Genomic DNA, 25759 nt, shown 5'->3' with positions numbered 1-25759 from the left:
CCCGCCCTCGCGTGTGTGTTGCTGATAGACGAGGCCGCCTGGCGCTCTCCTGCGTGGAGAGTGCGGCAGGCGGCCTCGTGTCAGCGTGGGACCAATCGTCAGATCTTCGCGGCCTCGATCCACTCAAGCGGGATGCGGGTGAAGTACAGGCCCTGCATCTCACGCTCCCACAGGAGGCCGAGGGTCCCGTCAGGCAGGATCGTCATGCACTGGTAGACGTAGTGCGCCGGGTTGAAGGTGCGCGACGCGATCCACGTGCGACCTCCGTCTTCGGAGAGGCGAAGGACACCACGACCGCGGTAGGGGCGCATCTGCGAGGCGTTCGCGAAGACGACGCGCTCGGGGCAATCCTCCGTCGGCCACGGCACAGCGTTGGGCTGGCAGAAGATCTCGGTGATCTCTTGCGCGAAGGAGACATCGCTCCACGTCTCGCCTCCGTCGGTGCTGACGGTTGTGGCGACCTTGCCGCTCGGGTGCTGGTTGCGCATGAGCATGAGGAGGGAACCGTCGGCGCGCTCGATGAGCGTGGCCTCGTGCGTCGCGGCTGCTTCGGTGTCGAGTGTGCGCGAATTGATCTCGCGGCCCTCGAAAATACGCCCGTCGTTGGGGGACTTGCCGCGCTTCCACGTGGCGCCACCATCGTCGGAGTAGACGACGGAAGCGGAGAAGTGACGCTTGTGGTCCCCGTTGTAGTAGATCGGGATGACGAGGCGTCCGCTGCGCAGCTGCACGCCCGTGCCCGGGGAGGTGCCGCAGAAGGACATCCACTCTTCCTTCACGTCCTGGTTGAGGTTGACGGGACCGGACCAGGTCTCGCCGTCGTCGTCGGAGTAGATCATCTGCAGGAAGCAGGTGCGGGCCGTGAGCAGCGTCTGGTGGGGATCGTCCCCATCAGCGAGGAACACGTTGCCACCGGGTGATTCCTGTCCATCCTCGGTGACGGTGACGTCGCCACGCTCGGACACCCTATAGGGGGTTGGCGCGCCATCGGAATCCGTGACGCTGCCGTCCTCGTTCCAGGTGTAGGTGGCCCCCTGACTGTCGTGCAGGAGGTAGCGTCCCTTCTCGTCGACGCCGAGGCCGGCCTCGGCGTTGGGCTGACCGATCCCGCCGGGGAAGTGGTCGATGAGGACGACGAGGCGTCCGTTACGGCGGTCCTGGACGACGCAGGAATCGATGACCGACGCGCCCTTCGCCCCGTGACCGGGGTAGGAGAGTACCGTCTGGAGGTCGCCCCAAGTGTGTCCGCCGTCGAAGGATCGGCGCACCGTGAAGTTAATCGAGTTGGGGGAGTCATTCGCGATGGTCTCGCGCTGGTCGGCACCGGCGACAACGACCCCGGACTTCAGGGTGATCAGCGAGGGAATGCGGTAGCTGATGGAGTCGTGAAACCCGGCATCGAAGAGGCACTGCGTGTCGAGTGGGGCGACGGAGGATAGCTTCTTGATCTGCGAGTCGTTGAGAACCGAGGAGAAGAGGGCGGCGTTGCGGACCTCGCCGAAGAGTCGGGATCCGGAGGTGTCCTGGCCGATCACGACCTCGTCGAGGGAATCGATGGCGGCGAAGAACGCCTGCCCGGGCAGGTGGGCCTCGAGGTAGCCGTCGACGTAGATCTGTACCGCGCCGTGTCCGACGCGTACGACGACGTCGTGCCAGTGTCCCTGATCCCAGTGGCCGTGGGCCGTAAACGTGCGCCACTCGCCCCTGCGTCCCAGAACCTTGTACTCGATGCCGTCTGCGGTCACCGACAGGTTGAGCTGTTCAGTGCCCGCACCTCCGGCTGCGAGGATAGTTCCGTGCTGGCCGGGGCCGCGCACTCGATAGCGGGCGAAGATCGTGCCAGCGGTGAGTTCGGACAGCTCGGCGACGTCGTAATCCGACAGGTGGGCGGCGGCGAACTCAATGAGAGGGGTGGGGGCGGGGGAGAGGGCAAGGATCTCTTCCGCCGAAAGAACGGACTCGTGCTCTGCAAACGAGCGGATCTCGATGCCAGCTCCCGGGGTCAGTGCGAGCGCTGCGTCGGGGCCGCTGGCGGCGGGAGAGAGGTCTGCGGTGGTCGAGAAGCACTGGTAGCCGTCGAGGAAGATCTTCGAACCCGCAGCGGTCGCAGTGAGCGCGAGCGAATGCCAGGTGCCATCCGTGACGGAGGCGGTGTCCTCCATGTCCAGGGCGAAGGTCATCGCTTTTGTTGAGCCTTCGAGGAAGAGGGCGCTGGAGCGGATGAACAGCTTCCACCCCGTGTCATCCGTGCCGTGGAGGGCGATTACTGCTCCGTCGATGCGTGCGCGGAACTGTAAGGTCCAGGAAATTCCCGGGTGACCTGCGTCAATACTCATGTTTGGCACCTTTCTGTTAGTTGCTCATTCCGCCTCGCATCATTACAAAGCGGAGGGTGTGTTCAGTCACAATAGTGAAGTTGTCAGACAGATTATCACTACGACATTTCGTTGGCAATATGCAGATTGAGCCAAAATTTCCCCTTGACTCTAGAGTGAGAGAGAGCTAACATAATCGCAAGTTGTCTGACAACTTGCTAGTTAGACATCTGGACTCAAAGCCCCTCGTTATTCGACGATGAAATTTCAGGAAGGCACTCATCATGAGTACGTCCCCCACACAGGCGCTTCCGAAAAAGCCCTGGTATCAATACCTCACCAAAGAAGATCGCAAGGCCTTCTTCGCCGCATGGATCGGCGTCCTGCTTGATGGCTACGACTTCGTCCTCATCTCCTTTGCACTCCCCGCGATCAAGGAAGCATTCAGCCTGACGCTCGTCCAGAGCGCATCCCTGATTTCGGCGGCCTTCATCAGCCGCTGGATCGGTGGCCTCGTGCTCGGCGCAATCGGTGACCGCTACGGGCGCAAGCCGGCGATGATCCTGTCGATCTTCATGTTCGCTTTCGGGTCGATCGCCTGTGCGCTCGCTCCGAACTTCTGGATCCTGTTCGTCCTGCGCCTCATCATTGGCTTCGCAATGGCAGGCGAGTACTCCGCATCCGCCGCGTACGTCATCGAGTCGTGGCCCAAGCACATGCGCAACAAGGCTTCGGGCTTCCTTCTCTCCGGCTACGCCTTCGGCGTTATTGCCGCCGCTCAGGTCGACAAGTACTTCGTGACCTGGGTCGATTCGATGCACCCCGGCTGGGGCTGGCGAGCCCTGTTCCTCACCGGCATCGTCCCGATCGTCGTCGCCATCTACATGCGGCGCACCCTGCCCGAGGCCGCGGACTGGAGCGAGGCCAAGGAGAAGGGTGGCGATGAGAAGAATGACATGCTCGCCGTCCTCTTCGGCGGGCAGCGCAAGGTCCTCAACTACATCGTCGTTGTGATCGCATTTATCGGCCTGCTTCTCATCTTCACTCAGCAGGTGGGCGGCATTGTTGCGGTGGGCCTGGTCGGCCTCGTCTGCGCGGTTGTCTTCATCTACCTGATCATCCAGTTCGACTCCAATCGCTGGATCATTGGCATCGCGATCATGCTGACGATCTTCGCGTCCTTCATGTACACCTGGCCGATCCAGGGCCTTCTGCCGACCTACCTGCACGGTGTTGGTATGGACCAGAAGGTCGTTGCGAACGTCGTGTCCTTCGCGGGCCTCGGCAACGCAGCGGGCTACATCATCGCCGGCTTTGCGGGCGACAAGTTTGGTATGCGTCGCTGGTACGCGATCTCGCTGCTGCTCTCGCAGATCATCGTCTTCCCGCTGTTCATGCAGGACGGCAAGTACGTCGCCCTCGTGGCGGGTCTGCTCTTCTTCCAGCAGATGTTCGGCCAGGGCGTCTCGGGCCTGCTGCCCAAGTGGGTGTCCTCCTACTTCCCGGTCGACAAGCGCGCTGCTGGCCTCGGCTTCTGCTACAACGTCGGTGCCCTCGGTGGTGCGGTCGGCCCCGTCCTCGGCGCTGCGATTGCCGATCAGCTGGGTCTGGGTATGGCCCTGGCGATCCTGTCCTTCGGGTTCGCCGCGATCGTCATGGTGTCCATCGGTGCGAATATCCCGCGTCTGCTGCAGAAGGCCGTGGGGCCGGAGTATGTTCGTCCTGAAGATGGAAACGACGACATCATCAAAGAGGGATGATCACCATGACACTTCCTTTCGTTATCGGCGCGTATGCGTCGCATCCGGTGCCAGAGCTGGAGGCTGACTACTACCGTCTCCTCGCGGACCAGCCGTGGGTCAGCGGCGTCGAGATGCCCTACCCGGGCCAGCTCGCCACCCAGGGCGAGGTCCTGGCCAGCCACCTGGCCTCCCACTGGGACTTCAACACGATCACCGCGATCCCCGGCACAATGCAGAACGTGTGGAAGAACGAGAACTTCGGCCTGGCCTCGCCCGACGAGGCCGGACGCGCCGCCGCGCTCGACTTCACCCGCGCGCTGCGCGACGACCTCGCCGCCCTGTGCGATCGCGCGGGACGGCAGCTGGTCGCCCGCGTGCAGCTGCATTCGGCGCCGACGCGCCTGGCCCAGGCGGACGCCTTCCAGCGTTCACTCGCCGAGCTGGCCACCTGGGACTGGTGCGGGGCACGCCTCGTCATCGAGCACTGCGACAAGTACGTGCCCGAGCAGAACCCCGAAAAGGGCTTCCTCTCCCTCGAATCCGAGATCGACATCGTCTCCGAGGCCGGCATCGGTATTCACCTCAACTGGGGCCGCTGCGCCGTGGAAGGCCGCAGCGCGGATACCGCCTACGAGCACGTGCTCGAGGCCAGTAAGCGCGGCGTCCTGGACGGCATCATCTTCTCGGGTGCAGGTCCGGAGGAAACCCAGTACGGCTACTCCTGGATCGACGGTCACCTGCCCGCGCAGGCGGACGAACCGACCTCGCTCATGAACGAGGCCGAGATTGCTCGCTGCGCCAAGGCTGCCATCGAGGGCGGTGCCAACTACCTCGGTGCCAAGGTGTGCGTGCCCAAGGACGCGTCCCTTGAGAAGCGTCTGGAGATGCTGACCAACATCTACCGGGCCTGCGGCCTCGGCGACTAACGGCGTTGCCGCCGGGCGTCCCTCCCGCATTTTGTGAGCGTGCGGGAAGCGCCCGGCACGAGACCCACACGTGAGGAAGGGGCGGATACCAACCGGCATCCGCCCCTTCCTCGTGTTATTGCGCGTTCTGTTCTGCAGGTGAGGCGTGGCCAGCGCGAGAAAACCGCTGCTCGAAAGCGGGGGGCAAAGACAGGTATTTCTGCGCGCTGAAGTGGTAGTTGGCTGGGCTGATCTGAGGGTTGCTCAGCAGCTCCTGAACGGCGGGGTCGTTCGAGCAAGTCACGGTCTCACAGGTGCCCTCTGGGGAGAAGTAGAAAATATCGCGGCTAACGGCGTGAAGTGGGTTGTTCCGCTGTGCGTCGATGATCGCGAATCGGGCAAAATCCACCAGTGTTTGCAGCTGACCATAGAGGTCGTTGGGGGTTGCGGGTGCAACAAAGAGAAGATGCTGCTGTGGGATAATTGCGAAGAGGCCGTGTGGCGCTTCGATCGCGTGCTGCTTGATCACCGCAGGCATGTTTGCTGCTTTGGCTGCGATGAAAGGCGACGGACCGGACAAGCATGTTGTCGGGCCGGATTTCTGTGTGATGGTGATCGGTATGGCGTCAGTGTTCAGCTGTCCGTAGTAGAAAAGCTCATCGACGCTGAGAGGGCGAATACGGAGTCCCTCGGTGGTGCACCTGGTTGTGCCGGCTGCATGGACGATACTCAGGATCATTGAGAGCCCACCGGGGAAAGGACGCGCATAGGAGAAGTCGGGGTGTTGGACTGTGCAAGTGGGGACGAGCTCGGTGCGTACGCGCCGACGCAGCACGTCGGGGATGGAGAGTTCTGCGGCCTCCACGCGAATCTGATCGAAGATCCGATCGGCCCAATTGTTGAGGATACCCCTGTGAGAAATTGGAGGCGCGTTGAGCAGGTCGTAGAAAATCGCTACCAGGTTGCAAGTCAATACGTTGTTGACGACTAGATACATCAGCGCGTTGTTGCGGTCGATTACCACGTCGACGTGGAGTCCCTTTTTCTTCAGCTGGCGTACGAGGAGGGGAATGAGAGCGGAGTCGACGTACCCTGGAAACATCGTGCCCATTGGATACATGAGGTTTGACGTGCTCATTGGAAACATGAAGTTTGAGGGGTACATAGCGCTAGTGTCATTGTTGTGGGTGATTGGCTCAGCTTTGCGCGCAGAGCGCATACCGTGCCACGATACGCTCTTTAGCCGCGCCTGGCGACCGATGAGCGCCACACAGGGCGCGTCGGGATTGTTGCGATGGGGGTTTCGTCGGGGGTCTCGTCCTCGAGAGAGGCGTTGGGGTGAACGTCGGCCATGGGGGAGCGGCCCTCGATGACGTTGATGATCGAGGCGACGGCGGCCTCGGTCATGTCCTTGAGTGGCCATTCGACCGTCGTCAGCCCGAGCGCCTCGGCGCTGTGGCGGTCCTGGTTGCCGAAACCGAGGATCGACAGGTCGCCGGGCACCGACAGATCGAGATCCGCGGCCGCCTGGAAGACGCCGGGGGCCTGCGAGTCGTCGGCCAGGGCGATGAGGGAGATAGACGGATCCTCGTCGAGGAGGCGCAGGGCGGCCTGGTACGCCGTCGATGCCTCCCAGTCCGGCAGCGAATAGAGGGTGAAGTGCGTGGAAAATGCGCTCGCGATCGGGTTCTGGCGCGCGTGGTTAGTGTTCGGCCCCGCCAGGAAGACGGCGCGACCGCTGCCCGACCCGGTCGATGGGTCGATGAGCGCGCAGTCGGACAACACCTCCTGCACGCCGGCGCCCTCGTCGATGCGAATGAGAGACGATTCCGATCCGGTCGGGTCGGCCTCGATCATGGACATGGCGACGACGGGAATGCCGAGGTTCGCGAGCAGGCGCGAGGTGAAGGCCTCGGCCGACGTGGTCTCGCGGATGATCCCGGCGAGCTGGGTGTCGCCCAGGACGCCGCGGATGACCTCGGCGTCGGAGGCGCCGTCGCCGGACTGGAAGAGGGGAAGGAGGAGGTAGCCGCGGCGTTGGATGTCGATCATCGCGGTCGTGAGGACCGTGTGGACGACGGGCACGAACGGGTCATCCGGCAGCTCGGCCATGAGGAGGGCGATGAGGTGTGACTTGCCGCGGCGCAGCGAGCGGGCGGCCGCGTTGGGGATGTAGTTGAGTGCGCGTGCGGCCTGCTTGACGCGCTCGATCGTGGCGGGTGCGATCTTCACGTCCCGGCCTCGTCCGTTGAGGACGAGCGAGACGGTTGACGGTGCAACGCCTGCCGCGCGGGCGACGTCGGCCCGAGTTGCGCGCTCCATGCATGGCTCCCAATGCTCGGTTGCGTTTCGTTGAAACACAACAACTATAACGTGTTAGTCTTATCTCTGACGATCGGAGTTTCGACGATGACATCCGAAAGGCACACAGACGTGATATCGATACTACCTTCCTATGCTCCCGGTGCGGGAGCGCTCCTGCCGCCGCGCGCGCATCTGGTCGATGATCCCGGCGTTGTCAGCCTCGACGGTACCTGGTCCTTCGTCTATCACCGCACCGATCCGACCCCCTGGGTCAGCGTTGAAGAACCCTGGGATGAACCAACTGTCGGCGACGACGCGGACACGATCGACGTGCCCAGTCACTGGGTCCTGCGCGGCGAAGGCACCTGGGGTCACCCCGCCTACACCAACGTCGACTTCCCATTCCCCGTCGATCCGCCCTTCCCGCCCGAGGACAATCCGGTTGGCGACTACAGTCGTACCTTCGAGCTTCCGGCAGACTGGGAGGGTGGTGTCATCGCCCTGCGCTTCGATGGCGTCGAGAGTCAGGCCAGCGTGTGGGTCAACGGCACGTGGATTGGCATGGCCCGCGGCTCCCGTCTGGCCCACGAATTCGACGTGACCGAGGCCGTGTGCCCCGGCGTTAACCGGGTCACCGTGCGCGTCCACCAGTTCAGCCCGGGTTCCTACCTCGAGGATCAGGATCAGTGGTGGCTGCCCGGCATCTTCCGCTCGGTGAGCCTGCGTCACCTCGCATCCGGGGCGATCGAGGATCTGTGGATCGACACCGACTACGAGGCCGGGGTCGGCTACGCGACCATCGAGGCTCGGGTGCGTGGTACCGATGAGCCCCGCCTCCGCGGTCACCTGGAGATCGACGGCCTCTGGTCCTTCGCATACTCCCTCGAGCGAGTGGGCGAGGGGCGCTACCGCAGCGACCGTATCGAGGTCGGCAGCGTGCGCCCGTGGAGTGCCGCCGACCCCGCCCTCTACGATGCTCGCGTGCGCGTCGAAGGCGAGGACGGCCTCGTCAATGGCATGCGCTCCCTGCGCATTGGATTCCGCCGAGTGAGCATCGAGAACGGCGTCCTGATGGCGAACGGGCAGCCCCTCACGCTCAACGGCGTCAACCGTCACGAGGTGCGTGCCGACGAGGGACGCGTCTTCGACGAGGGTTGGGTGCGCGAGGACCTCGCTCTCATGAAATCCATGGGCGTCAACGCGATTCGCACCTCCCACTACCCGCCGCACCCCCGCGTGCTCGACCTGGCCGACGAGATCGGACTGTGGGTCATGCTCGAAGGGGACATTGAGACGCATGGGTTCGAGGGAACGGGGGAGTGGATCGACAACCCCTCCGACGACCCGCGTTGGGCCGACGCCTACCTGGATCGCACCGCGCGCGCATTCGAGCGCGACAAGAACCACCCCTCGATCATGATCTGGAGCCTGGGCAACGAGTCGGGAACCGGCGCAAACCTGGCCGCCTGCGCGCGTTGGGTCCACGAGCGCACGGGAAACAGAGCCATCGTTCACTACGAGGGCGACCATGGCCTCGAATACACGGACATCTATTCGCGCATGTACCCCACGCTCGAGGAGGTCGCGGCCGTCCTCGACGACAGCGATCTCCATGCCGAAGTCGCGGTTCCCACCCACGTCGCCGCCCATGTTGACGACGCAGCCCGCGAACGTATCCGCCGCGCCCCCTACCTCATGTGTGAGTACCTGCACGCGATGGGAACCGGCCCCGGAAACGCCGCCGGATACGCCGCGCAGATGAGCCACCCGCGCCACGCCGGCGGCTTCGTGTGGGAATGGCGCGATCATGCCCTGTGGCGCGCCCTCCCGGATGGGCGCCGCGCCCTGTCCTACGGCGGCGACTTCGGCGAGGAAGTGCACGACGGCAACTTCGTGTGCGACGGCCTCGTTGATGCGCTGTCTCGCCCCTACGCGGGCACGTGGGCGTGGGCTGCGGCCATGGCGCCCGACGCGCCAGCCCTCGCTCAAGCCCTCAAGGACGCCGGTAGCGGTCGCGACGACGAGCGCCTGCGTTCCCTCGCCTCGGCGCCGGTTGAGTCCATCCGTCCCCTCAGCGCGGCCGACCGTCCCTACGAGCTCGACTCGCGTGGGCGGCTCGTGAGGATCGGTGGCCTCCCGGTGTCCGTCGAGCTGAGCGTCTTCCGTGCCCCCACCGACAATGACCGGGGTCGAGGCCCCGTCGACTACTGGGGAATCAGCGCGGATGACCTTGGCCCCCTGGGTGTCGGACGCGGCGAGCACGGCACGTCGCATGCCATGCGCTGGGCGGCCGCGCGCCTGCACCTGCTGCGCCGCCGCCTCGTCTCGGTCGAGGGCGATGAGAGCTGTCAGCGCGTCGTCGAGCGTTGGTCGCCTCCCGCCGCGCAATTCGGCGTGACCCTCACCTGGGAATACCGGCCGGTGCGAGTCGGTGACATCCCCGCCCTGTCGCTGTCTGTGAGCGTCGTTCCCGACGGCGTGTGGCCCGATCGGGTGCCGCGACTGGGTGTGCGCATCGAGCTGGGCGGGTCCTCGTGGGAGGCATCGTGGCTGGGGGACACGCTCATCGGCTACTCCGACATGCGGGTCCCCGGCGCTCGCGGGTATGGGCGAGCCGAGGCCTCGGACCTGTGGGACGTCTGCGTGCGTCCGCAGGAAGGCGGTCAGCGGCTCGACCTGGAGGCGCTGTCCCTGCGAGGCGAGGCTGGGGAGCTCCTCATCCTCCCCGCCTCGCCCCTCGGTTGGAGCGTGTCGCCGTGGAGCGAGCGCGAGCTGGCGCAGGCTGCGCACTGGGAGGATCTGCCTGACAGTGAGCGTCTGTTCCTGTGGCTCGATGCCTTCCAGGACGGTATTGGTACCCGGTCATGCGGGCCCGACTCTCGGCCCGAATTTGCTGGCACCATGCGCCGTGCCGACATGACATTCGTGATTGCCCAGGTCGGGGGTGATTGAGCCAGCACTGTTATGTTGCGGCTTGATAACGATGCGCAAAGCTGTTGGCAAATGATGCACGAAGCGTCACAGGCCGCTATGATTCAGACATCAACTAACACGAGATAGTTAGTGACTCGATCCCATCGATCGACCAACAAAAACGGACCAACGGAGGTTTCGCATGTTGAAGAAGAAGATGGCTGCCGGCGTCGTCGCCCTCGCCATGTTCAGCACCCTCGGCCTGGCCGCCTGCAATGACGGCGGCTCTGGCTCCACCACCTCGAGCGGCGGTTCGACCGCTGCCGGTTCCATCCCTGAGCCCGACGTCGCGTGCGACATCCCCGCGGGCAACCTTGACGACTCAAAGATCGACACCTCGAAGGTCGAAGGCCAGATCACCTTCCAGACCCAGGGTCTGCAGAACGACTTCGGCGACTTCTTCAAGGCCAAGATCAAGGAATTCGAGGACGCCAACCCCGGCGTGACGATCAACTGGACCGACCAGGGCGGCGGCGCCGAGTTCGACCAGACCGTCACCGCTCAGGCCTCGAACTGCAAGATGGCGGACGTCATCAACGTTCCCTCCTCCACCATCCTCGCCCTGTCCAAGTCCAACCTCCTCATGGACTACGACGTCAAGGCCCCCGGCATCGGCGACAAGTTCGTGAAGTCCATTTGGGACTCCACCGCCCTCGGTGCGAACGACCACCACACGGCTCTGCCCTGGTACTTCGGCCCCTACATCACCACCTACAACAAGGAGGTCTTCAAGCGCGCTGGTCTCGATGAGAACATGCCGCCCAAGACCATGGATGAGCTGTTCGAGGATGCCGCCAAGGTCGGTGCCGACGGGCAGGGTGACTACGGCATCTATGGCTCGCCCGAGTGGTACATGATCGCTCAGCTGCACGGCATGGGCGTCAACCTGCTCAACGCCGACAAGACCGCCTTCGACTTCGCCGACAACGAGGCTGCGATCAACTACGTCACCAAGCTCTCCGAGCTCTACGCCTCCGGCGCCATCCCGAAGGACTCCCTGACCGGCGAGCCCGACCCGGGCAAGGCCTACACCGACGGCAACCTCGCCTTCGGTACGCCCAACGCCTCGTTCCTCAAGTCCGTCAAGAAGAACAACGAGACGGTCTACCAGAACACCGGCGTCGGCCCGTTCCCGACCAACCCTGGCATCAAGCCCGTCTTCGAGGGTCAGTACATCGGCGTCTCCGTCACCACGCAGAACGCCCCGCTGGCCATGAAGTTCGCCGAGTGGATCACCAACGCTGAGAACGAGTACGCCTGGACGCACGACGGCGGCGCCATCATCTTCCCGGCTGCCACCGACGCCCTCGACAAGCTCGTCGCCAACCCGCCGGAGATCGCCGACGACCCGGTCTTCAAGGCCGCCTACGAGGAGGCCGCTAAGGCCGCCAAGGACGCCGAGGCCTACACCGACGTCTTCTACGCGACCGGCGCCGTGAAGGACGCCCTCATTGAGAACGTCAACAAGGCCATCCGCGGTGAGGTCGATCCCAAGACCGCCCTCAAGACCGCTCAGGATCAGATGAACGAGAAGCTCAAGGCTCTCGGAGACTGATTGACCGCTCGGGGGCCGAGGCCTGGCCTCGGCCCCCGACGCATTCCTTGCCCAGCGTCGGGCCGTCGGCTCACGACCCCACGCACCCCTCATTAAGGATTTTGGTATGCCGACACGTAAGAGCGCGCAGGTGCGCTCCCTCAATGGCGCCGCCCGATTCCGCCCGGGCTGGGTTCCCTGGCTGTGGGTGACCCTCCCGGTCCTCGCGGTCATCTCCTTCTACATCTACCCCTTCATCACGACCGTCTACGTGTCATTCACGAAGACCAAGCCGATGGGGCGCATCGGTCGCTTCGTTGGTATTGACAACTTCACCGCGGTACTGTCAGATCCTGAGTTCTGGCAGTCGCTGACGAACTCCCTCATCTACGCGGTGTGCGTCGTCCCGCTGATGGTGCTCCTGCCGCTGCTGCTGGCCCTCCTCGTCAAGTCGCACGTGCCCGGCATTGGCTTCTTCCGCGCCCTCTACTACCTGCCGGCCATCTCCTCGTTGGTCGTCATCTCCCTGGCCTGGCGCTACCTTCTCGACCAGCGCGGTCCCATCAATAACCTGCTGGCGTCGTGGGGCCTCGACCCGATTCCATTCCTGTCGAATCAGTGGTTGATCCTCTTCTGCGCCATGATCATCACCCTGTGGCAGGGCCTGCCCTACTACATGATCCTGTACTTGTCGGCCCTCGCGAACGTCGACAAGTCCCTGTACGAGGCTGCCGAACTTGACGGTGCCGGACCCATCCGTCGCTTCTTCACCGTCACGGTCCCCGGCGTCAAGGTCATGATGTTCCTCGTCGCCACCCTGACGACGATCGGATGCCTGAAGATCTTCACCGAGGTGTACCTGCTGGGCGGCTCCGCATCACCCACGAAAACCCTCACGATGTACATCCGAGACCGAATCGTGGACCCGACCTTCGGATCGCTGGGACAGGGCGACGCCGCCTCGGTGTGCCTCTTCCTCATCACCTTCGGCTTCATCATCGCTTCGCAGAGCCTGCAGAGGAAGGCTGAAGAATCATGAGCACCGCAACGCCTACCACTCCCTCCTCCTTCGGCGAGCGCTTCGCGCAGTGGCGCAAGGAGCGCTGCCTCGAGCGCCAGGGGCGCAACACGGCGTCGCGTCAGATGCGCGGCGGGGCCCTGTTTGCCCGCTACGTCCTCCTCGTCGTCGTCGCCCTCATCCTGGTCGGCCCCCTCGTCCTGCCCCTCATGGCTGCATTCAAGGCTCCCGGCGAATCCGTCTTCGGCCAAGGGGCGACGATGCTGCCCCAGCACTGGTCACTGGACTCCTTCTACGTGCTCTTCGAGCGCACGAACATCCTCCTGTCCATCAAAAACTCCGCGATTCTCGCGACCCTGACGGTCACCTCGAACGTCGTCCTGTCGTGCATCGGCGGCTACATGCTGTCGAGGCGCGGGTGGACTGGGCGCAACATCATGTACTTCGTGGTCCTGTCCGCCATGATCTTCCCCTTCGAGTCGATCATGCTCTCGCTGTTCAAGATGATGGTGCAGCTGGACCTGTACAACACGCTTCCCGGCGTGTGGATGGTCGCCATGATCGGTCCGTTCCAGATTCTCATGATGCGCGCAGCCTTCATGGGTATTCCCGACGAGATTGAAGATGCGGCCCTCATTGATGGCGCGGGCGAACTACGTCGCTTCTGGTCGATCTTCCTGCCCCAGGTTCGCGGCACCCTGACGGTCGTCGGCCTGACGTCCTTTATCGGGGCCTGGTCCGACTTCATCTTCCCGCTGCTCATGCTGCCGGACCCGAATAAGCAGACGCTGATGCTGACGCTGACGGCCATCCAGAACTCGCCGCAGGGCGTGACCTACCAGCTGGTGCTGGCCGGCGCTGTCGTTGCGATGATCCCCGTCGTCCTGGTCTTCGCCTTCAGCCAGAAGTTCTTCTTCCGCGGCATCGAAGACGGCGGTCTGAAGTTCTGATTTCTCTCCCCGCGGGTGCTTCTCGCACCCGCGGGGATCTTCTCTACCTAAAAGGAGGTTTTTTCACAAAAAACTAACACGTGTTAGGGATTGTTTATTATTGGCCGTCTAACGGCCTATCCCTGCCATCACCCCCATACTGACGAAGGAGTTAAACTCATGGGGACTAGACCCATCATCGGTGCGCTCTCAGCCCCGATTCTTGCGGCCACCATGCTTGGCCTCGCGCCGACCGCGGCCGTTGCCGCCACCGACACCCCGTATCACCCAACCGTCCTGTGGGCGACCTCCGAAGAGAAGGTCGGCGAAAGCGCCCCCAACGGCACCATCGCCGCCCTCGTCGACGACGACACAACCCGCACCGACGCGACCAAGACCTTCTGGACCACCAAGTGGAAGGGCGGCCTCGACGAATATCCTCACGCCGTCGCCGTCCAGAACCCCACCCCCGGCACGCAGGTCTGCGGCCTCGGCCTGACCCCGCGCCCCACCTACGATTCGACGCTCGGCAACGACCAGTTCCCGGGTGAATACCGCGTCTTCGCCTTCGATGAGGACCCCGGAAACCCGGCTGCAGAAGCCTCCTTCGCCGACTGGAAGACCAAGGTCGCCGCGGGCACCTGGGACGGCGGGACCGAGGTCGCGCACGGAAGCGACCTGCAGTTCGGCAATAAGGAACAGTACGTCACCTTCCCGGCGACCACGAAGCGTGTCTTTGCCCTGACGGGCCTGCGCTCCCTCGCCCCCGGCAAGAAGGACATGGCGCTGTCCGACATCAAGCTCCTGCCCTGCGACGCCGAGGGTAACGCCATCACCTCCTACGGCAGCGACGACAACAGCGGCAACAACACCGCGACCCGTCCCGTTGTGCCCCACCCCGAGGCCCCCGAGCAGGGATCCGGCGCGTCCGACCTCGTCGTCGACTTCGTCATCGACCAGCTGCCCTACGGCGAGCCCGGCAAGCCCGTGGACTTCGCCCCCGACACCCACACCTACACGGCCACCGGCTACTACCACGCCACCACCGTCTCGGCCCGCATCCGCACGGTCGACGGCGCCACCGTCACCATCAACGGCGCGACCCCCGACGCGGACGGACGCGTGTCCAACCTCGATCTGGCCACCGGCCTGAACGTCATCACCGCGACCGTGTCCAAAGACGGCAAGGAGGCCACCTACGTCGTCAACATCACCAAGGTGGACACCGACTTCCGCGGCAATGTCATGGTCCCCGTGACCGCCACAGCTAACGGCGGCACCGAGGCCGACAACGCGGCCCTCACCGACCTCGACCCCGCCACCACGTGGACCTCTGACCCGCTCGTCCGCGCGAACGAGTGGTCGAGCAGCGTTACTGGCATCGAGCTGCACCTGGGCGAGGCCCGCTACGTGCACCGCGTGAACGGATGGGGCACTCCGACCCTGCCCGCTGGCGCGCCGTCCTGGCACGGTGGTAACTCCGTCGCCATCGCGGTTCAGGAGGCCGACGGCGGGCCGTGGAAGACTATTGTCACCCACGGCTCGCTCACACGCGACGCGCGCGGCCTGTGGTACTGGGACTTCAACGCCTACCACCTCGCCAAGAACATCCGCATCTGGATGAACGACGAGACCGAGCCCCAGACTCCGCGCAATATCGCCACCGCCGTCACCTTCAACGACGTCGAGGTGTGGGGTCTGCCCGCCGGTCAGACCCCGGTGACTCCGGCTGTCGACAACTCCATGTACGAGCGCTACTCCGGCTTTGACCCCGGAGAGGGCAAGTGGGGCGTCAACCGTGCCCAGGCCCTCGCGCTGCAGTACGGCGTCATGATGCCCGCGTGGGTTCCCTCCGAGGGCTACGGCCGCGGCGGTTTTAACGCCAACGAGCGTGACCTGACGGGCGGCGCCTTCCCCATGTTCTACGACCTGCCCATGTTCAACACCCCCATGATGGAGTCCCTGGGCAAGGGCGCGCCGTGGGCCCTCGCCAAGGCCCCCACCGGCAAGAACAGCATGTGCAACGCGGGTGATCCCCACGACTTCATGAACGAATACATGAAGCCTTACGCCTCCACGCTCGTCGACATCCAGTACGGCGATGAGGGTGGCTTCAACCGCGTCGAGTCGGAGTGCTTCAAGAACTGGTTCTCCTGGTCCAAGCAAAACATCCCCGGCGCCGTCGTTCACGCCAACTCCTGGGACGACCCCTCCTGGTACCGCGATGCGAACCTGAGCTACTACGTCGAGAACGCCAAGCCCGACCTGCTCAGCTGGGACAAGTACTACTGGGGCGCCAACGGTGGCCCGGCTCCGAGCAGGGTCGTCATGGACCTGCTGAACACCAACACCTGGAAGAAGCAGCGCGAATACGGCCTCAAGGGCACCACCGGTGACGGCTCCGCCCCGATCCTGTACGGCCAGTACCTGGACTACAACTGGGACGCGAACGTGTCCGCCTCCGAAAAGTCGATCGTCCCCTCCCTGGGCTTAGCGACCGGCCAGAAGTGGTTCGGCCTGTTCCGCATGGAGTACAACGGCTACGACCGTTCCTCGATCATCGACCACGACGGTGCGCCGACGCGCTCATTCTACGAGTTCTCCAACATCTTTGGAAACGTCAGCTACATCGGTAACTACACGAAGGCCATGAACTCCACGTTCGTCGCCTACAAGCCCGGCCAGTACGCGGCTCGCGGGGCGACCCCCTCGCTGAGTGGCTACAAGTACGGTGACTTCGCCTCCGGCGACGAGGCCATGGCTGCCAACGCGGCCGTCGGCCTGGTCGACATGTCGGTGACCAACGTCGGCTCCGTGAACGACGGTCTGCCCGGCGACGTCGTCGTCGGCTACTTCGAACAGCTGAAGGGACTGGATGGCGCTAAGTCCGCCGAGATCTTCGGCGACTCGACGACGGCCCCCAAGGGCTTCATGGTCGTCAACGCCCTGACCGGCCAGACGCACTACCCGTCCTACCTCCTCGACCCGCGCACCGATAACGGCTCGCTGGCCGAGACCGCTCAGGACATCACCCTGACCGTCAAGAAGCCGAGCGCGAACGCGCACCTGATGCTCGTCAACCCTGCCGACAAGACGACGCAGGAAGTCGAGCTCGGCGATGGTGAGACCTCGCAGGTTGTGCTTCACGCCGTTGGTGGCGGCGACTCGCGCTTCCTGTACTGGGTGACGATCGAGAACCCGGCTCCCACGCCGGACCCGCAGCCGACCCCGGACCCACAGCCTTCCGTGGATCCCACCCCGGTGCCGCAGCCCACCGTGGATCCCACCCCGGCTCCGACCCCGGATCCCACGCCCCAGCCTCGCAGCGGCCAGTGGAAGTCCGGATACTTCGGCTGGTGGTACGCCTACTCTGACGGCACCTACGCCGCCAACGATACTCTGGTCATCGATGGCTTCACCTACCGCTTCGACGCGAGCGGCTACCTGAAGATGGGCTGGGTCTACGACGGCGGACACTGGTACTACCACGGCCCCAGCGGCGCCCAGCAGTCCGGCTGGATTCAGGACCGCGGCTCCTGGTACTACCTCGACCCCGCGACCGGGCAGATGGCCACCGGCTGGACCCAGATCGGTGGAACCTGGTTCTACCTGTCCTCCTCCGGCGTCATGCGCACCGGCTGGGTCAAGGATGGTGGCGCCTGGTACTACCTGTCGCCCTCCGGATCTATGGTCACCGGCTGGCTGCTCCTCGGCGGGACCTGGTACCACCTGGGCACCAACGGCGCGATGACCACCGGCTGGTACCAGGAGGGCCCGACCTGGTTCTACCTGCGCGGTAATGGCTCCATGGCCACCGGTTGGGAACTGATCGGGTGGTCCTGGTACCACTTCGCCCCCTCGGGCGCGTGGATCGGCTAACCGTTAGCTTGACATGAGACGAGGCCGTGGCTGGGTTTTCCGGCTGCGGCCTCGTCTCATGCATGATCGGGGCAGGAACGTCAGTCCTTGCGGATCGACAGCGATTCGACGCGGTGGTCGGCGCCCTTCGTGAAGATGAGGGTTGCGCGCTCGCGGGTGGGGCGGATGTTCTCGCGCAGGTTCGGCAGGTTGATCGCGTTCCACACGACGTGCGCGGTGGAGACGGCCTCGTCGTCGGTGAGGGATGCGTAGGTCTTGAAGTAGGAGTCTTCGCGCGAGAACGCGGTTGCACGAAGCTTGAGGAAGCGGTCGACGTACCACCGCTCGATGAACGTCTCGTCGGCGTCGACGTAGATGGAGAAGTCGAAATAGTCCGAGACGGCCACCGACACGGAGCCGGGTGCCGAGCGCGGCGGCTGGAGCACGTTGAGGCCCTCGACGATGAGGATGTCGGGTCGATCCACGTCGATGAAGGCATCGGGCACAATGTCGTAGGTGACGTGGGAGTACACGGGTGCCTGGGCGTGCGGGTTGCCCGCCTTGACCGAGGCCAGGAACGAGATGAGGGCCGTGCGGTCGTAGGACTCGGGGAAGCCCTTGCGGGCGATGAGGGAGCGTTCCTGCAGGATCCGGTTCGGGTAGAGGAACCCGTCGGTCGTCACGAGGTCCACGCGCGGGGTGGAGTCCCAGCGGGAGAGCAGCAGCTGGAGCAGGCGCGCGACCGTCGACTTGCCGACGGCGACCGAGCCGGCGATGCCGATGACGAAGGGGGTCGAGTGGGCCTCGGATTCGCCGAGGAACGCGTGGCGCTCGGCGGCGGTGCGGCGGCGACCGTCGATGTAGAGCTGCAGCAGCGCGCTCAGGGGACGGTAAATCGTGTCGACCTCGGTCATGTCGATGGGATCACCCAGCGACGCGATGCGGTCGATGTCCTCCTGGGTGAGCGGCAGGGGAGTGCGATCGGCGAGGCTGTCCCACTCGCAGCGATCAAAGCGCGCGTAGGGGTTAGGCGCGCCGCGCCTAGAGGCCTGCGTGTGCTCGTTGGACGAGGCGTTCGGCGAGGCCGGAAATGGGACGGTCGAGGGGCTCTCGGTGGTGCTCACGACCCCATTGTGCCCCACTTGTTTGTGGTCGTGTGCACTTGTTCACCGCGTGAAGCGACACACGTTACTGACCGATAGGGGGGTTTGGTGTGTTGGAATGGGTGGTATGTGCGGAATTGTTGGACATATTGCATGCAAGGCGTCCCAGCGTAGCCGCGAGGTTGTCCTCGGTGGCCTGGCGCGCCTCGAATATCGCGGATACGACTCGGCGGGTATTGCCCTGACCTCGAACAACGGCCTCTACGTGCGCCGTGCGGTCGGCAAGCTTGTCAACCTCGTCGAAGAAGTTGACGCGGACGCCCCCGCCGACGCCATGGCCGGTATCGGGCATACCCGTTGGGCCACCCACGGGCGCCCGACGGTCGCGAACGCCCATCCCCATACGAGCCCGGACGGGCGCTTCGCCCTCGTCCACAACGGCATCATCGAGAACGCGGATGCCCTGCGCGCCGCCCTCATCGCCGACGGCGAGTTCTTCTCCTCCGAGACCGACACCGAGGTGGTTGTCCACCTGCTGGCGCGCGCCTACAACGAGGCGGAGGCGGCCTCGTACACCGGCGGAGTCGCCGCACTGACGGGTGCGGACGAGGAGGTGGCGCGTCGCCTCGTCGTCGCGATGCGCGGTGTGACCGCGCAGCTGCACGGCACCTTCACGCTGCTGGTGGTGAGTACCGAGTCTCCGAACGTCATCGTCGCGGCCCGCCGCTCCTCCCCGCTGGTCATCGGCCTGGGCGAGGGTGAGAACTTCCTCGGCTCCGACGTCCTGGCCTTCGTCGAACACACGAACCGCGCGCTCGAGGTCGGCCAGGACGAGGTCGCGGTCGTCTCCGCGACCGGCGTGACCGTCATCGACCCCAGCGGAAACCCCGTCGAGCGCAAGCCCTACGAGGTTGACTTCTCCTCTGATCGCGCCACCAAGAACGGCTGGCCGACCTTCATGGAGAAGGAAATCCATGAGCAGCCCGAGGCCGTGGGCGCGACCCTGGCGGATCGCATCGACTCTCACGGACACCTGGCTCTGGACGAGGTGCGTATCCCCGAGCACGTGCTGCGCTCCGTCGACAAGGTCATCATGATCGGCTGCGGCACCGCCTCCTACGCCGGACAGGTCGCCCGCTACGCGATCGAGCACTGGTGCCGCATCCCCGTCGAGGTTGAGCTTTCCAGCGAGTTCCGCTACCGCGACCCGGTTGTGGGTGAAAAGACGCTGGTTGTCGCCATCTCCCAGAGCGGCGAGACCATGGATACGATCCAGGCGATCCGCCACGCCCGCGAGCAGGGCGCGAAGGTCGTCGCCATCGTGAATACGCCTGGATCGACGATCTCGCGCGAGTCCGACGCGGTGATCCTCACGCACGCGGGCCCCGAGATCGCGGTCGCCTCCACGAAGGCGTTCACCGCGCAGGTCACCGCCTGCTACATCCTGGGCCTGTACCTGGCGCAGGTGCGCGGCAACAAGTACGCCGATGAGATCGCCGACTACATGGACAAGCTCGCGCGCGTCCCCGAGGCTATCGCCCGCGTCCTTGAGAGCGGGGAGACGGTCCGCCAGTTCGCCCGCACGATGCAGGACGCGACGTCGGTCATCTACCTGGGCCGCCACGTCGGCTTCCCGGTCGCGCTCGAGGGAGCGCTCAAGCTCAAGGAAATCTGCTACATCCACGCCGAGGGCTTCGCTGCCGGCGAGCTCAAGCACGGCCCGATCGCGCTCGTGGACGAGGGCCAGCCGGTCATCGTCATCGTGCCGACCCCGCGCCGCCCCGAGCTGCACGGTAAGGTCCTGGCCAACATCGCTGAGGTCCGGGCCCGTGGTGCCCGCACGATCGTCATCGCCGAGGAGGGGGACTCCTCCGTCGACGAGTTCGCCGAGGTCGTCTTCCGCGTGCCCCCCGTGCCGACCCTGTACGCGCCGCTGCTGACCGTCGTGCCGCTGCAGATCTTCGCCTGCGAGCTCGCCTCCGTCAAGGGCCTCGACGTCGACCAGCCGCGCAACCTAGCCAAGTCCGTGACGGTGGAGTGAACCACCGGTGCGGGGCTAGCGCCTCGTGAACGCGGCGGGCCTCGTTCCTGATAGAGGGGCGAGGCCCGGGCCGCGTTTGCGGACCGGCGCCGATAGAGGCGTCGGATAGAAACGTGTGCGGGTGTGCTGCGTCATCGGATGCGTCCCAAAGCGTGAATGCGTTCACGATAGCCCTGTGAAACAGTAGCCAAAACGGCTCATGTGTTTGCAAGCGAGGGGGAGGGGAAGACTAGCGTGGAAACCACGGCGACATCCGCGCCGCACCCAACAACGCACGTTTGCCCCGGCCTCGTGTCGCGACGGCCGTAACCACCCCAGGAGGTGCGCACATGACCCTGTCCATGATCCTTATCGGAATCCTGCCCTCTGTCTTCTTCGGCGTAGCCACGACGCTGATGGGAAAGACCGGCGGATCAGACCGCCAGCGAGTCATGGGCGCAGTCCTCGGCGGCCTGCTCATGGCCGCCGTCGCCACCCCCTTCCTGCACCCCGCCTGGACGCCCCTGAACCTGGGCGTGTCCTTCCTGACCGGCCTGCTCCTCGGCGTCGGCGTGTGCGATCAGCTGCGCTCCTACACGGTCCTGGGCATGAGCCGCACGATGCCGCTGTCTACCGGCGGCCAGCTGGTCCTCATGTCCCTGGCGGGCATCGCGATCTTCGGCGAATGGCTCCACGGCGGCGCGCTGCCCTACGGAATCGCCGCCATCGTGGTCCTCATCGTCGGCATCTGGTTCCTGTCGCGCTCCGAGTCCGGCTCCGACGCGGCCTCCCTCGACTGGAAACGCGGCACCTTCCTGCTGACCACCTCGACGCTGGGCCTCGTCGCCTTCCCGCTCATCATCAAGCGGTTCGCGATCGCGCCCGCCGAGTTCCTCCTGCCCCAGGCAGTCGGCTACACCGTGTACTGCGCGATCTTCTTCGCGATCCAGGGCCGCGGCGGCGTGGCCCCCGAGGACTCGCTGCGTCACCGCCGCATGTTCCCCTCGATTTTTAACGGCGTCCTGTGGGGTACCGCCATCCTGCTGCTCCAGCTCAACTCCAACAACCTGGGCGCGGGCACGGGCTTTACCCTCTCCCAGCTCGGAATCCTCATCTCCACGCCGCTGGGCATCCTCTGGCTCCACGAGACGCGCTCGCGCAAGGAGCTGCGCTGGACGATCATCGGCGTCGCCCTCGTCATCGTGGGCGCGGTCCTCGCGGGGGTCGCGAAGACCCTCGACGTCGCCTGATCGGCGCGGCGACTATCTGAACATCTGACGGCGGCGGGGCGTGTGCCTCGCCGCCGTGTTTGTTAGCCTCTTCCCCCTCACCCGCTGCCCTGCGAGGGTCGGCACGTGTGGGAGAATTGCCCCATGTTGATTCTGGACGGTCGCGCCCTGTCTTTCGCGCAGGCACGAGACATTGAACGTCAGCACGTGGAAGCCGCCGCGGCGGAAGGGGACCCCGACCGCTACATGCGCCAGGTCGCCGAGAAGGTCGCCGATCGTGTCCGCTACCTGTCCGATCCGCTCGCGTGGCTGTGGAATATACCGGAGGCGGCCGCCATCTCCAGGCTGCGAGACGATATCGGTCTTGACGAGGCGGCGGCCCGCATCGAAGACTTGGACACCTGCGTGGTCGCTTTCGTTGGCGGAGGCGACAACGGCGGTGATGCCCTGTACGCGTGCGCGCTGCTGGCGGAGCAGGGGATGGTTGTCACAGCATTTCTGCTCAAACCCACGTGTCATGCGCGAGGCCTGGCTGCCGCCCGAGAGGCGGGCGTCGGTATCGTGGAACTGGGCGGGCGCTCCCTGCGCTCCATCGAAGGAACACCCGAGTGGGGCACCATCTGCGGTGCACGCCTGTGGATCGACGGAATCGTGGGCATCGGTTCACGTGGGCCCCTCGCGGGCGAGCTCGCGGATACGGTGACGTGCCTGAACGACGCAATGCGTGCGCACCCGAAGAAAGTGATTGCCATCGATGTACCGTCGGGCCTCACCGATGACGACGGCGCGGTCCGCGGTCCGATTCTGCGGGCCACGCACACCCTCGCGGTTGGCACCTACAAGCGCGCACAGATCCTGCCGCCCGCCGTCGAATACTCCGGCGAGGTGAGGCTGATGCGAATGTATTGGAGCGAGGTGGCCACCAGCACGCGTCCCGACGCTGACGGAACGATCGGTGCGGGCGACATCTACTACTACGACGATGAATATCGCGCCCACTGCGCCGTGCCCGTTCCCGCATTCTCGGACGACAAGTACGCGCGCGGCGTTGTTGGCCTCGTTGCCGGCTCCGACACCTATCCGGGCGCGGGTATTCTCGCCACGCGCGGGGCCCTCGCCGCGGGTGTGGGTATGGCTCGCCTCAACTCGACCCGGCGCGTCCAGGATCTCGTGCTGGCCGACCAGCCGGGCGTCGTCATGGCCGGCGGACGCATTCAGGCGGCACTTATCGGGCCCGGCCTGGACGAGGAGCGCCGCGAGGACGCGCTCAAACTCGCCCAGTTCTGCGGACAGTCGGGCATGCCGCTCGTCATCGACGCGTGGGCACTCGACCTCGTCCCCGAGCTTCTCGGCTCGCTCACCCCCGACGCCACCGTGCTCACCCCGCACTACGGCGAGGCGGCGCGCCTGCTGAGCGCGCTCGGAACGCCGATCACGAAGCGCGAGGTCGCAGCCGCCCCCCTGCACTACGCTCGTGCCCTCCACGAGGCCACGGGCTGCCACATCGTCCTCAAGGGCCCCGTGACGATCGTCTATTCGTTCGAATACGTCGCCGTCGACGCGGAGGAAAATTCGGCTACCCGCGTTGACGGGACCGACAGCGGCGCGGACGCGCGCCCCGAGCTCACGCGCGTCTACGAACCCACGGTCAGCGCGACAAGCACGTCCTGGGCCGGCATCGCAGGCAACGGTGACGTCCTGGCAGGTTTCATCGCGGGAATCCTGGCGCGCGCCAGTGCGCGAGCAAGCGCTGGCTCTCGCTCGCAGTGCGTGACCTCGGCGCGCCTATCGGCAGCCGTGTGTCTGCACGCCCGCGCGGCCGACAGCGCCGCGAATCGACACGACGGCGGCGCCCCCATTCAGGCCAGCGACATTGCGGCCGCAATTCCCTCCGTCCTGGCCGACCGCAGGCCGTAACACGTCAGACGCCGCTGGCTTCCGCTGCGCTGCGCGGTCTGACTCGCGTGAGATACTAGGGGAGTGACTGTCACAGACATTCAAAGCGAGGGACGGGGATACCCGTCGCAGGCAGCCGTCGACCTGGCCGCCATCAAGCACAACCTGAGCGTCCTGCGGGCCGCAGCCCCGGACGCGCTCCAGCTCGCCACCGTGAAGGCGAACGCTTACGGGCACGGGCTCGTTCCCGTCGCGCTCGCGGCCCTGGACGGTGGTGCCGACTGGCTGGGGGTTGCCCAGCTGGCCGAGGCCTTCGCACTGCGCCGCGGCCTCGACGAGGCCGGGGTCGCCCGAGCCGACGCGCCCATCCTTGCGTGGATCTCCACCTCATCCTCCGACTTCGCGGCCGCGATCGAGGCCGACATCGACCTGTCCGTGTCGTGGACCTGGGTCCTCGCCGACATCTGCGCCGCCGCCCGATCGGTCGGTCGCCCCGCCCGCGTCCACGTCAAGATCGACACGGGCATGTCGCGCGCCGGCTCCACCCTGGCCGACCTGCCCGCCCTGGCCTCGGCCCTGCGTATGGCCGCAGACGACGGCCTCGTCGACGTCGTGGGCGCGTGGAGCCACATGTCCCGCGCCGATGACCCCAGCGAGGCGGGCAATGCCTCGACCGCGAGCCACGTGCGCATCTTCGAGGAGGGCCTGGCGATCCTCGCCGACGCCGGCATTACCCCGCGCATCCGTCACCTGTCCGCCACCTCGGGCATCCTGTGGCATCCCGAGGCCCACTACGACATGGTCCGCGCCGGCATCGGCCTGTACGGCCTAAGCCCCGACCCCGCGGTAGCGACGGCCGACGTACTCGACCTCGTCCCCGCCCTCGAGCTGCGCGCCCCGCTGACGTCCGTCAAAGTCATCGAAGAGGGAACCCCGCTCTCCTACGGGGGGACCTGGGTGGCACCCACGCGCCGCTGGATCGGCCTCGTGCCCCTCGGCTACGGCGACGGCATCTTCCGCGCGGCATCCAATAAGGCTCGCGTCGTCGTTCGCACCGAGGCCGGCCTCCTCAACGCGCCGCTCGTCGGACGCGTGTGCATGGACCAATTCATGGTTGATCTCGGTCCCGCCGAGGGAGAGCCCGGAACCCCGACCGCGCGCAGCGGCACCGCACCCGCAGCCGTGGGCGACACCGCCGTCTTGTTTGGCACGGGCGCGCTCGGCGAACCCCTGGCCGATGAATGGGCGGACGCTGCCTCTACCATCAACTACGAGATCGTCACCAACCTCGGCGCCCACATCCCGCGTGCCTACCGGGACCACACAGCGCACACTCAGGAGAAGAACACGCATGAGTGACACAATCACCGCCACGTTCCAGGTGTCAACGAGCGACGCCGACCAGACGCGCTCGCTTGGCGAAGACCTCGGGCGCATTCTCGCTGCCGGAGACCTCGTCATGCTCTCGGGAGGCCTCGGCGCGGGCAAGACCACCCTGACCCAGGGCATCGGCGTCGGTATGGGCGTGCGCGGACGCGTCGCCTCGCCGACCTTCATCGTCGCGCGCGTGCATCCCTCCCTGAGTGGCGGCCCCGACCTGATCCACGCCGACGCCTACCGCATCAAGGACCTCAGCGACCTTGAGACCCTCGACCTCGACTCCTCCCTCGACGAGGCCGTCACCGTCGTCGAGTGGGGCGAGGGCAAAACCGAGGCCATGAGCGACGAACGCCTCTCCATCGAGGTGGGCCGCGCGTCCGGCGGGCAGGCTGAGACCGACGGCGACATCATCGACTTGGAGCACATGGACGACGGCACACGCGTCATCGTCCTGCGTGCCCACGGCCACCGCTGGGACGGCGTGCTCGACGGCATTGTCGCTGCCCACGGCGGTCGTCGCATCGACGAGCCCGACACCGACGAGTAGGATCAC

Annotated in this window: 16 protein-coding genes; 12 read left to right on the top strand and 4 right to left on the bottom strand. The window is 65.5% G+C overall.

What is annotated here, in order from left to right; translation table 11 throughout:
• Positions 1-98: 98 nt before the first annotated feature.
• Positions 99-2336 (bottom strand): exo-alpha-sialidase, encoded by a 2238-nt coding sequence (locus tag O3684_RS02580; protein ID WP_500064931.1) that lies wholly within the window; start codon positions 2334-2336, stop codon positions 99-101.
• A 263-nt stretch (positions 2337-2599) separates the two neighbouring features.
• Between O3684_RS02580 and O3684_RS02575 the strand changes: the two genes are divergently transcribed.
• Together O3684_RS02575 and O3684_RS02570 are read left to right on the top strand one after the other, a co-directional pair.
• Positions 2600-4075 carry an MFS transporter gene (locus O3684_RS02575; RefSeq protein WP_500064929.1) on the top strand — a complete coding sequence of 492 codons (1476 nt, stop codon included), beginning with the start codon at positions 2600-2602 and terminating at the stop codon, positions 4073-4075.
• Between the two features lie 5 nt (positions 4076-4080).
• On the top strand, positions 4081-4983 hold the full coding sequence (locus O3684_RS02570) for a DUF4862 family protein (protein WP_500064928.1): 903 nt from the start codon (positions 4081-4083) through the stop codon (positions 4981-4983).
• A gap of 115 nt (positions 4984-5098) precedes the next feature.
• Here the strand turns inward: O3684_RS02570 and O3684_RS02565 are convergent, their stop codons facing one another.
• Both O3684_RS02565 and O3684_RS02560 read right to left on the bottom strand, forming a co-directional pair.
• Complete coding sequence (locus O3684_RS02565) at positions 5099-6100, bottom strand: hypothetical protein (RefSeq protein WP_500064927.1); 1002 nt, start codon at positions 6098-6100, stop codon at positions 5099-5101.
• Positions 6101-6201: 101 nt separating this feature from the next.
• Positions 6202-7284, bottom strand: coding sequence for a LacI family DNA-binding transcriptional regulator (locus tag O3684_RS02560; RefSeq protein ID WP_500064925.1), 1083 nt, complete (start codon positions 7282-7284; stop codon positions 6202-6204).
• A 111-nt stretch (positions 7285-7395) separates the two neighbouring features.
• On the opposite strand from O3684_RS02560, the gene O3684_RS02555 reads away from it, so the two are divergent.
• The 5 genes from O3684_RS02555 to O3684_RS02535 all read left to right on the top strand — a co-directional run bounded on the left by O3684_RS02555 (position 7396) and on the right by O3684_RS02535 (position 17599).
• Positions 7396-10218, top strand: a complete 2823-nt coding sequence (locus O3684_RS02555; RefSeq protein WP_500064924.1) for a glycoside hydrolase family 2 TIM barrel-domain containing protein — start codon at positions 7396-7398, stop codon at positions 10216-10218.
• A gap of 163 nt (positions 10219-10381) precedes the next feature.
• The gene (locus O3684_RS02550) at positions 10382-11794 is read left to right on the top strand and encodes an extracellular solute-binding protein (protein WP_500062646.1); all 1413 of its coding nucleotides are present in this window, start codon (positions 10382-10384) and stop codon (positions 11792-11794) included.
• A gap of 106 nt (positions 11795-11900) precedes the next feature.
• Positions 11901-12812, top strand: coding sequence for a carbohydrate ABC transporter permease (locus O3684_RS02545; RefSeq protein ID WP_500064922.1), 912 nt, complete (start codon positions 11901-11903; stop codon positions 12810-12812).
• Positions 12809-13741 (top strand): carbohydrate ABC transporter permease, encoded by a 933-nt coding sequence (locus O3684_RS02540; protein ID WP_500064921.1) that lies wholly within the window; start codon positions 12809-12811, stop codon positions 13739-13741. The genes O3684_RS02545 and O3684_RS02540 overlap by 4 nt, the downstream gene beginning before the upstream one ends.
• Before the next feature lie 159 nt (positions 13742-13900).
• Entirely contained in the window at positions 13901-17599 is a 3699-nt protein-coding gene (locus tag O3684_RS02535) for a cadherin-like beta sandwich domain-containing protein (protein ID WP_500064920.1), read from the top strand.
• Positions 17600-17679: 80 nt separating this feature from the next.
• Here O3684_RS02535 and coaA read toward each other — a convergent pair whose 3' ends face one another.
• Positions 17680-18720, bottom strand: coding sequence for a type I pantothenate kinase (gene coaA, locus O3684_RS02530; RefSeq protein ID WP_500064918.1), 1041 nt, complete (start codon positions 18718-18720; stop codon positions 17680-17682).
• Between the two features lie 88 nt (positions 18721-18808).
• Between coaA and glmS the strand changes: the two genes are divergently transcribed.
• The 5 genes from glmS (at position 18809) to tsaE (ending at position 25753) form a co-directional block, all read left to right on the top strand.
• The gene (glmS, locus tag O3684_RS02525; protein ID WP_500064917.1) at positions 18809-20722 is read left to right on the top strand and encodes a glutamine--fructose-6-phosphate transaminase (isomerizing); all 1914 of its coding nucleotides are present in this window, start codon (positions 18809-18811) and stop codon (positions 20720-20722) included.
• A 329-nt stretch (positions 20723-21051) separates the two neighbouring features.
• Complete coding sequence (locus tag O3684_RS02520; protein WP_500064916.1) at positions 21052-21951, top strand: GRP family sugar transporter; 900 nt, start codon at positions 21052-21054, stop codon at positions 21949-21951.
• 123 nt (positions 21952-22074) lie between these two features.
• Positions 22075-23847, top strand: a complete 1773-nt coding sequence (locus tag O3684_RS02515; RefSeq protein ID WP_500064915.1) for a bifunctional ADP-dependent NAD(P)H-hydrate dehydratase/NAD(P)H-hydrate epimerase — start codon at positions 22075-22077, stop codon at positions 23845-23847.
• Between the two features lie 63 nt (positions 23848-23910).
• Positions 23911-25185, top strand: a complete 1275-nt coding sequence (alr, locus tag O3684_RS02510; RefSeq protein ID WP_500064914.1) for an alanine racemase — start codon at positions 23911-23913, stop codon at positions 25183-25185.
• Positions 25178-25753 (top strand): tRNA (adenosine(37)-N6)-threonylcarbamoyltransferase complex ATPase subunit type 1 TsaE, encoded by a 576-nt coding sequence (gene tsaE, locus O3684_RS02505; RefSeq protein ID WP_500062638.1) that lies wholly within the window; start codon positions 25178-25180, stop codon positions 25751-25753. The genes alr and tsaE overlap by 8 nt, the downstream gene beginning before the upstream one ends.
• Positions 25754-25759 lie beyond the last annotated feature (6 nt).

The sequence above is a fragment of the Pauljensenia sp. 20925_1_27 genome (assembly GCF_041432835.1).
Classification (GTDB): domain Bacteria; phylum Actinomycetota; class Actinomycetes; order Actinomycetales; family Actinomycetaceae; genus Pauljensenia.
The sequence above is the reverse complement of the archived record's forward strand: the minus strand, read 5'-3'. Positions and strand labels throughout refer to the sequence as shown.

What these genes read in the sequence shown, in the direction of transcription:
- O3684_RS02580 (WP_500064931.1), bottom strand. Translation starts at nt 2,336, where the DNA reads ATGAGTATTGACGCAGGTCACCCGGGAATTTCCTGGACCTTACAGTTC.
- O3684_RS02575 (WP_500064929.1), top strand. Translation starts at nt 2,600, where the DNA reads ATGAGTACGTCCCCCACACAGGCGCTTCCGAAAAAGCCCTGGTATCAA.
- O3684_RS02570 (WP_500064928.1), top strand. Translation starts at nt 4,081, where the DNA reads ATGACACTTCCTTTCGTTATCGGCGCGTATGCGTCGCATCCGGTGCCA.
- O3684_RS02565 (WP_500064927.1), bottom strand. Translation starts at nt 6,100, where the DNA reads ATGAGCACGTCAAACCTCATGTATCCAATGGGCACGATGTTTCCAGGG.
- O3684_RS02560 (WP_500064925.1), bottom strand. Translation starts at nt 7,284, where the DNA reads ATGGAGCGCGCAACTCGGGCCGACGTCGCCCGCGCGGCAGGCGTTGCA.
- O3684_RS02550 (WP_500062646.1), top strand. Translation starts at nt 10,382, where the DNA reads ATGTTGAAGAAGAAGATGGCTGCCGGCGTCGTCGCCCTCGCCATGTTC.
- O3684_RS02545 (WP_500064922.1), top strand. Translation starts at nt 11,901, where the DNA reads ATGCCGACACGTAAGAGCGCGCAGGTGCGCTCCCTCAATGGCGCCGCC.
- O3684_RS02540 (WP_500064921.1), top strand. Translation starts at nt 12,809, where the DNA reads ATGAGCACCGCAACGCCTACCACTCCCTCCTCCTTCGGCGAGCGCTTC.
- O3684_RS02535 (WP_500064920.1), top strand. Translation starts at nt 13,901, where the DNA reads ATGGGGACTAGACCCATCATCGGTGCGCTCTCAGCCCCGATTCTTGCG.
- glmS (WP_500064917.1), top strand. Translation starts at nt 18,809, where the DNA reads ATGTGCGGAATTGTTGGACATATTGCATGCAAGGCGTCCCAGCGTAGC.
- O3684_RS02520 (WP_500064916.1), top strand. Translation starts at nt 21,052, where the DNA reads ATGACCCTGTCCATGATCCTTATCGGAATCCTGCCCTCTGTCTTCTTC.
- O3684_RS02515 (WP_500064915.1), top strand. Translation starts at nt 22,075, where the DNA reads ATGTTGATTCTGGACGGTCGCGCCCTGTCTTTCGCGCAGGCACGAGAC.
- tsaE (WP_500062638.1), top strand. Translation starts at nt 25,178, where the DNA reads ATGAGTGACACAATCACCGCCACGTTCCAGGTGTCAACGAGCGACGCC.